This window comes from Streptomyces fuscigenes, assembly GCF_021556455.1.
Lineage (GTDB): Bacteria > Actinomycetota > Actinomycetes > Streptomycetales > Streptomycetaceae > Streptomyces > Streptomyces fuscigenes.
This window is the reverse complement of record NZ_JAKGCV010000301.1, coordinates 1-6881: the sequence shown is the minus strand read 5'-3', so window position 1 is coordinate 6881 and position 6881 is coordinate 1. Positions and strand designations below refer to the sequence as shown.

The 6881-nt window shown below is 75.5% G+C and carries 6 protein-coding genes and 1 pseudogene; 5 read left to right on the top strand and 2 right to left on the bottom strand.

All coding sequences use genetic code 11. The annotated features are described in order from the left end of the window. A pseudogene (locus tag L1885_RS20605) lies at positions 1 to 833 on the bottom strand (hypothetical protein); the annotation flags it as partial. 468 nt (positions 834 to 1301) lie between these two features. On the opposite strand from L1885_RS20605, the gene L1885_RS20600 reads away from it, so the two are divergent. Beyond that, on the top strand, positions 1302 to 2141 hold the full coding sequence (locus tag L1885_RS20600) for a DeoR/GlpR family DNA-binding transcription regulator (RefSeq protein ID WP_235798645.1): 840 nt from the start codon (positions 1302 to 1304) through the stop codon (positions 2139 to 2141). Beyond that, on the top strand, positions 2141 to 2584 hold the full coding sequence (locus L1885_RS20595) for an SRPBCC family protein (RefSeq protein WP_235798644.1): 444 nt from the start codon (positions 2141 to 2143) through the stop codon (positions 2582 to 2584). Before L1885_RS20600 ends, L1885_RS20595 begins: the two co-directional genes overlap by 1 nt. Before the next feature lie 273 nt (positions 2585 to 2857). Here L1885_RS20595 and L1885_RS20590 read toward each other — a convergent pair whose 3' ends face one another. Next, positions 2858 to 4246 carry a multidrug effflux MFS transporter gene (locus L1885_RS20590; protein ID WP_235798643.1) on the bottom strand — a complete coding sequence of 463 codons (1389 nt, stop codon included), beginning with the start codon at positions 4244 to 4246 and terminating at the stop codon, positions 2858 to 2860. A gap of 96 nt (positions 4247 to 4342) precedes the next feature. Here L1885_RS20590 and L1885_RS20585 point away from each other — a divergent pair, with 96 nt between their 5' ends. The 3 genes from L1885_RS20585 (at position 4343) to L1885_RS20575 (ending at position 6758) form a co-directional block, all read left to right on the top strand. Further along, entirely contained in the window at positions 4343 to 5314 is a 972-nt protein-coding gene (locus tag L1885_RS20585) for a Gfo/Idh/MocA family protein (RefSeq protein ID WP_235798646.1), read from the top strand. A gap of 224 nt (positions 5315 to 5538) precedes the next feature. After that, on the top strand, positions 5539 to 6378 hold the full coding sequence (locus L1885_RS20580; RefSeq protein ID WP_235798642.1) for an SDR family oxidoreductase: 840 nt from the start codon (positions 5539 to 5541) through the stop codon (positions 6376 to 6378). Positions 6379 to 6545: 167 nt separating this feature from the next. Next, positions 6546 to 6758 carry a hypothetical protein gene (locus L1885_RS20575; protein ID WP_235798641.1) on the top strand — a complete coding sequence of 71 codons (213 nt, stop codon included), beginning with the start codon at positions 6546 to 6548 and terminating at the stop codon, positions 6756 to 6758. Positions 6759 to 6881 lie beyond the last annotated feature (123 nt).

Genomic DNA, 6881 nt, shown 5'->3' with positions numbered 1-6881 from the left:
TGGCGCGCGGCGGCGTCGGCGAGGGCCGCGGCGACGGTGAGGAACCCGGCGGCCGCGTGGGCGGCGCGCAGCCGGGCGACGATCCTGCGCTGGTACCAGAACCCGGGGCGGGCGAGCGTGGGCCGGGGCGACGCGGGGTCCGTCTCGGGCGGCGCCTGGCCGTCGCCGGGCGGGCTCTGGGTCTCGTACATGGCCCAGGTGCGGTGCGAGAGGTACCACAGGAGGCCGACGAGCGCGGCGGGCACGGTGGCGGCCAGCGCGAGCCTGCGTCCCGGCAGGGACCACCAGCCGTGGTGGGCGGGTGAGAGGAAGGCGAGCCAGGAGCGGTGGGCGGCGCAGGCGGCGGAGCCCGCGCACTGCCACGCCGTCAGGTCGAGCGCGACCTCGCAGGCGGAGGCGGCGAACAGCACGGTGAGGCTGAGGGCCACGAGCCGCACCAGTGCCCCGTAGAGCCGTCTCACGCGCGGGATGCCGTGGGTGTCGGGCCGCATCCAGTGGGCCAGGTTGACCACCATGAACGGCAGCAGGAGCAGCCACAGTGCGCGCGTCCCGCCGCCTGAGGTCAGGCCGGACCAGCAGTACGCCTCCTGGGCCGGCCCGCCCCCGCTCGCGTCGGCCGTGCGCAGCTCGGCCTCGGTGTCCTCGACGCGGCGGTGCAGTGCGGCGGTGGCGTCGCCGCTGACCCGTACCGTGCGGGCGCTGTCGAGCATCTCCTGCGGGGTGTGCCCGCCGACGCCGTGGACGAGGAGTTCGAGGGTGGCGTCCGGGCGCGGGGCGGGGGGCGCGTCCGGCAGCGGCGGGGGGACGGGCTCCGTGGGCGGTGGTGGGGTCACGGCGGTGGCTCGCTCTCGTGAACGGGGACGGAGGACCGGGTCGGGCGGGAGATCGGGGACGGGTGGCGGGGTGATGACGCGGGACGGGTGGCGGGGTGATGACGTGGGGCGGTGCGGGAGGGGCGCGGTGCGGGCGGGTGGGGCGGTGCGCGCGGGCACCGCACCGGGCCGCGGGGGAGCCAAGCATCGCGAACCGCCCGCCGCCCGTGCGCGGAATCCACGGAAAATCCCCCGCCCGCGCCGAATCGTTTCCCGCCGCCCGCCGTTCCACACCGGCCGGCACGTGCGAGGATGTGCAGATCCGTGGCGCCCCGGCCGCGGAGGACGGGCGCAGCGGGCACGGCAGCCGGGGCGACGGCACGGCGAGCGGGACCCGCCCGCCGGCGGGACAGGCACGAAAAGCAGCAGGAACGGGCAGCCGGGCCGGACGGGCCGGCGGGATCCGAAGGGGAAGGACGGAGCCGGGCGGTGGGCGACAGCCGGAACCTCCTCGCCGAGCAGCGCCGCGCGCTGATTCTGGACGAGGTACGCAGGCGGGGCGGTGTCCGCGTCAACGAACTCACGCGCACCCTCCGCGTCTCGGACATGACGGTGCGGCGGGACCTCGACATCCTCGCCCGGCAGGGCGTGGTGGCGAAGGTGCACGGCGGTGCGGTGCCGGTCGTCGACGCCAGCACCCACGAGCCGGGTTTCGAGGCCAAGTCGGCGCTGGAGCTGAGCGCCAAGGAGGACATCGCCCGCACCGCCGCGGAGTTCGTCGTGCCGGGCAGCGCCATCGCGCTGTCCGGCGGCACGACGACGTACGCTCTGGCGCAGCACCTCGTCGACGTGCCGGACCTGACGGTGGTGACCAACTCGGTGCGGGTCGCGGACGTCTTCCACGCGGCCCAGCCCGCCACCCCGCTGGGCGGCCACCGGGCCGGCGCGGCGACGGTGGTGCTCACGGGCGGCGTGCGCACGCCGTCCGATTCGCTGGTGGGGCCGGTCGCCGACCAGGCGATCCGCTCGCTCCACTTCGACGTGCTGTTCCTCGGCGTGCACGGCATCTCTGTGGAGGCCGGGCTGTCCACGCCGAACCTCGCCGAGGCCGAGACGAACCGCCACTTCGTGCAGGCCGCGCGGCGCGTGGTGGTGGTCGCCGACCACACCAAGTGGGGCACGGTGGGGCTCAGTTCCTTCGCGACGCTCGACGAGGTCGACACACTCGTGACGGACGCGGGCCTGTCCGCCCCGGCGCGGGAGGAGATCGGCGAGCGGCTCGCGGGCCTGGTCGTGGCGGGCGCCGCCGGCGACGTGCAGGAGTCCTGATGAGCGCGTTCCGGGTGGAGCGCACCGTGCCGCTGGACGTGGACGAGGCCTGGCGGCGGATCACCCGCTGGCCCTCGCACACCGCCCGGGTGCCGCTGACGTCGATGTCGGTGCGCACACCGGGGCCCACCCGGGAGGGCACGGTGATCGTGGCCAGGACGGGCGCCGGGCCCGCCGGGTTCGACGACCCGATGGAGATCGTGGCGTGGGAGCCGCCCGCCGGGGGCCGGCCCGGCCGCTGCCGGCTGGAGAAGCGCGGCCGCGTGGTCCGGGGCTGGGCCGAGATCGGGGTGCGGGCCGCGCCGGGCGGCGCCCGGGTGGCCTGGCTGGAGGAGGTCAGGGTCGCCGGGCTGCCGCGGCTGTTCGACGGGGTGACGGCGGACGCGGGGCGCCTGATGTTCGGCCGCGAGATGGACCACCTGCTGGGCCTGCCGAGCGCCTGACGCGCCGTCGTCCCGTCCCGCACCCGGACACCGCCCCCTGGCGGGTCCCCCGTTGGTGTCGGCGCCGAACTGACGTCTGCCGCCGCCGCGGTGCGACCTTCGCATGATCCGCTCGTTGCACCTTTCGCGTGACAACGCAAGCACCTGCGGAAGGCCCAGTCCCGATGCCGACACAGCGCACCGAACCGAACCCCGGGGGCCCCGGCCCCGGCAGCGACGAGGCGGAGGCGGCCCTCGTCGAGCACTACCCGCGGCTGGTGCGCCTCGCCTACCTCACCCTGCCACCGGCTCTCGGCAGCACACGAGCTGGACCAGGGCCATCGGCACGGCCGTGTGCTCGCCCGCGACGCCCACGAGCGGCGACGCCAGCGAGCCGACCAGGAACGACGACGTTCCGAGCAGCGCGGACGCCGAGCCGGCCGCGTGGCCGGCCCGCATCAGGCCGAGGGTGTTCGCGTTGGCGTTGACCAGGCCCATCCCCATCATCAGCGCGAACAGCCCGGTGGCCACGGCGTACATGCCGACGTGTCCGAGCGCCCCCGTCGTCATGAGCAGCAGGGCGGCCGCCGCGCCCGTGATCAGCACGAGCCCGCAGCCGAGGATGCGGTGCATGCTGAACCGGCCGACGAGCACCCGCCCGTTGAGCTGGCCGATGCCGACCGAGCCCACCGCGTTGATGCCGAACAGGACGCTGTACGTCTGCGGGGACGCGCCGTAGATGACCTGCATGACGAAGGGCGACGCGGACACGTACGCGAACAGCGCGGTGAACGCGAGCGTGCCGGTGAGCAGGTAGCCGCTGAACGCCCGGTCGCCGAGCAGCCCGCGCATGGTGCGCAGGGCCGTGCCCACGCCGCCGCCGTGCCGCTTCTCGGGCGGCAGCGTCTCGTGCAGCCACCGCGCCGCGACGAGGGTGAGCAGCGCCCCGACGACGGTGATCACGACGAAGATGCCCCGCCAGTCGGTGACGCGGAGCATCTGACCGCCGAAGACGGGGGCGACGATGGGGGCGACGCCCGAGACCAGCATGAGGCTGGAGAAGAACCGCGCCATCGCGATGCCGTCGAACAGGTCCCGCACGACGGCGCGGGAGATGACGATGCCGGCGGCGCCCGCGAGGCCCTGGACCAGGCGCACGGCGATGAGCACCTCGGCATTGGGGGCGAAGGCGCAGACGATGCTCGCGACCACGTAGACGCTCATGCCGACGAGAAGCGGCCTGCGCCGGCCCCACTTGTCGCTCATCGGTCCGATGACGATCTGCCCGAGGGCCATGCCGATGAGGCAGGCGGTGAGCGTGATCTGCACGGTGGCGGCGGGTGCCCCGAGCGCCCGGGTGACGGCGGGGAGCGCCGGCAGGTACATGTCCGTGGACAGCGGCGGCAGGGCGGTGAGCCCGCCCAGGACGAGGGTCAGCAGGAGCCCCGCCCGGCGGGAGGCCGCGGCGGGACCGGTGGCCGCGGCGCCCGCGGCCGGGGTCCCGGCGGGCGCGGAGTCGCCCTCGGGGAACGCGTCCGGGGCGGAGGTGGTGGCGGGGGCGGAGGCGGCGGCCGCTGCCGCGGCGGGGGCCGGACCTGGGCCGGGAACGGGGGTGGACGAGGATCCGGAGGGAGGGCTGGGAGGCGTGGGCTCTGCGTGGACGGATGGGCCGCCGGCCGGCATGACATCTCCTAAGTCGTCGAGTCATTCCATATGCTCGCAGCTGTCGACGACTTCCGGCGACGGAGAAAGAGGGAGCGGACCGTGGCACGGTGGGGCGTGGTGGCGACCGGTGGCATAGCGGCGCAGTTCACCAAGGACGTGCAGGCACTGGAGGACGCGCAGGTCGTGGCGGTGGCCTCGCGCGACGAGGGCTCGGCGAAGACGTTCGCGGACCGGTTCGCGATCCCGCGCGCGTACGGGGACTGGGCGGGGCTGTTCGCCGACCCCGAGGTGGATGTGGTGTATGTCGCAACGCCGCACTCGGCGCACCGGGCGGCCGCGGGCGCCGCGTTGGAGGCCGGGAAGCCGGTGCTCTGCGAGAAGCCGTTCACGCTCAACGCCCGCGAGGCCCGGGAGCTGGTGACGCTCGCCGGGGAGCGCGGGCTGTTCCTGATGGAAGCGATGTGGACGTACTGCAATCCGGTCGTGCGGCGGCTGGTGGAGCTGGTGCGCGACGGCGCGATCGGCGAGCTGCGCTCGGTGCAGGCCGACTTCGGCGTGAGTGGCCCCTTCGCCCCCGAGCACCGCATGCGCAACCCCGCGCTGGGCGGCGGCGCGCTGCTCGACCTGGGCGTGTACCCGGTGTCGTTCGCGCAGCTGCTGCTCGGCGAACCGGCCAGGATCCAGGCGGACGCGCAGCTCTCGCCCGAGGGCGTGGACGTGAACACCGGCATGCTGCTCGGCTGGGACAGTGGCGCCGTCGCGGTCCTGACCTGCGGCATCGACGGTTCCTCCGGCACCCGCGCGACGGTGACGGGCAGCCGCGGCCGGATCGAGCTGCCCGACGGCTTCTTCGCGCCCGACTCCTTCGTGCTGCACCGCGAGGGGGCGGCCGAGCCGGAGGTCGTACGCGTCTCCTCGCCGCTGCACGGCATGCAGCACGAGGCGGCCGAGGTCGCGTCGTGCCTCGCCGCGGGCCGCCTGGAGTCCTCGCTCGTACCCCTGTCGGGGACGCTGTCGGTGATGCGGACCCTGGACGCGGTACGGGAGCGGGTCGGCGTCCACTACGCGCAGGACTCCGTGCGCTGAACCAAGGAACGCCGGTGCCGGACGGGCCGGTCGGGCCCATCGGGCGGTTGGGCCCGTTGGCCGGCTGGGCCGGTGCGGGAGGCCGCGGGCCGAGGCGGTGGGAGCCGTCGGCAGCCGGGGCGGTGGGACCGGTGAGGCCCGCGCGGTGGGAGCCGTGCAGGCCCGCGCGGTGGGAGTTGTGCAGGTCCGAGCGGACGGGGCCGGGCGGCCCTTAGCCTCGGTGCATGACTGAGCCCTCCCACACCCCGCCGCCCTCCTCGCCCTCCCCGTTCCCGCCGTCGTCGGCCCTCGCGCCGCCGCCCGCCCGCTCGCCGTCCCCGGCCCCGGTCGCCCTGATCACCGGGGCGGGCTCCGGCATCGGGCGGGCGGTGGCCCGCGAACTGGCCGCCGGGGGCTGGTCGCTGGTCCTGGCCGGGCGCCGGGCGGAGCCGCTCGAAGGGACCCGGGCGGAACTCGGCGGCGCCCGTGCCCTGTGCGTGACCGCGGACGTCTCCGAGGCGCAGGACGTGGAGCGCCTCTTCGGTGCGGCCGACGGCTTCGCGCCGCGCCTGGACCTGCTCTTCAACAACGCGGGCACGTTCGGGCCCGGCGGTGTCCCGTTCGACGAACTCCCGCTGTCCGCCTGGCAGAAGGTCGTCGGCACCAACCTGACCGGTGCCTTCCTGTGCGCGCAGGCCGCATTTCGCCGGATGCGGGCCCAGGACCCGCAGGGCGGCAGGATCATCAACAACGGCTCGGTGTCCGCGCATGTGCCGCGCCCCGACTCGGCCCCGTACACCGCGACGAAGCACGCCCTGACGGGCCTCACGAAGTCGCTGTCCCTGGACGGCAGGCCGTTTCGCATCGCGTGCGGGCAGATCGACGTCGGCAACGCGGCCACCGACATGACCGAGCGGATGGCGCGGGGGGTGCGGCAGGCGGACGGCCGCCTCGCACCGGAGCCGGTCATGGACGTTGCCGACGTCGCGCGGACGGTACGGCACATGGCCGAGCTGCCGCTGGAGGCGAACATCCCGTTCGTCACGGTCCTCGCGACGGCGATGCCGTTCGCCGGGCGGGGCTGAGGAGGCCGGGGCCCGGGCGCCGGGCGGGACTCAGGAGGCCGGGGGCCGGGGGCCGGGTACGAGGGGTACGGCCGGGCGCCGGGCACGAAGGCCGGTCGGCGCGTGTGGGCGGGGGCCGGACCCGGCACGGATGCGCACGCGGCGGCGCGCGGGAGCATCATGGAGGCATGAACGCCATGACGCGCACGCTGGGGGCCGGACGGCGGCTCGGCCGTCAGGCGGCCGAGAACTCGCTGGAGAATCCCGCGATCCTCGGGGTGGCCATCCTCGCCGGACTGACCGTCCTGTGGGCGATCCTCGGCAACGTCTACGGGATCGTGAGCTCGCTGATCGCGATGGGCCTCACGATGCTGATCGCGGTGCGCTACACCCGCCGCTGAGCACGGCGCTGCCCCGCGCGCGCCGCCCGGCACGAGCCGGGCCCAGCACGCCTCCTCCTCCGCCCCGGCCGGGCGGGGGCCCCCGGCGACAGCCCGGCCTGTTCCGGCCTGCGCGCACAGGGC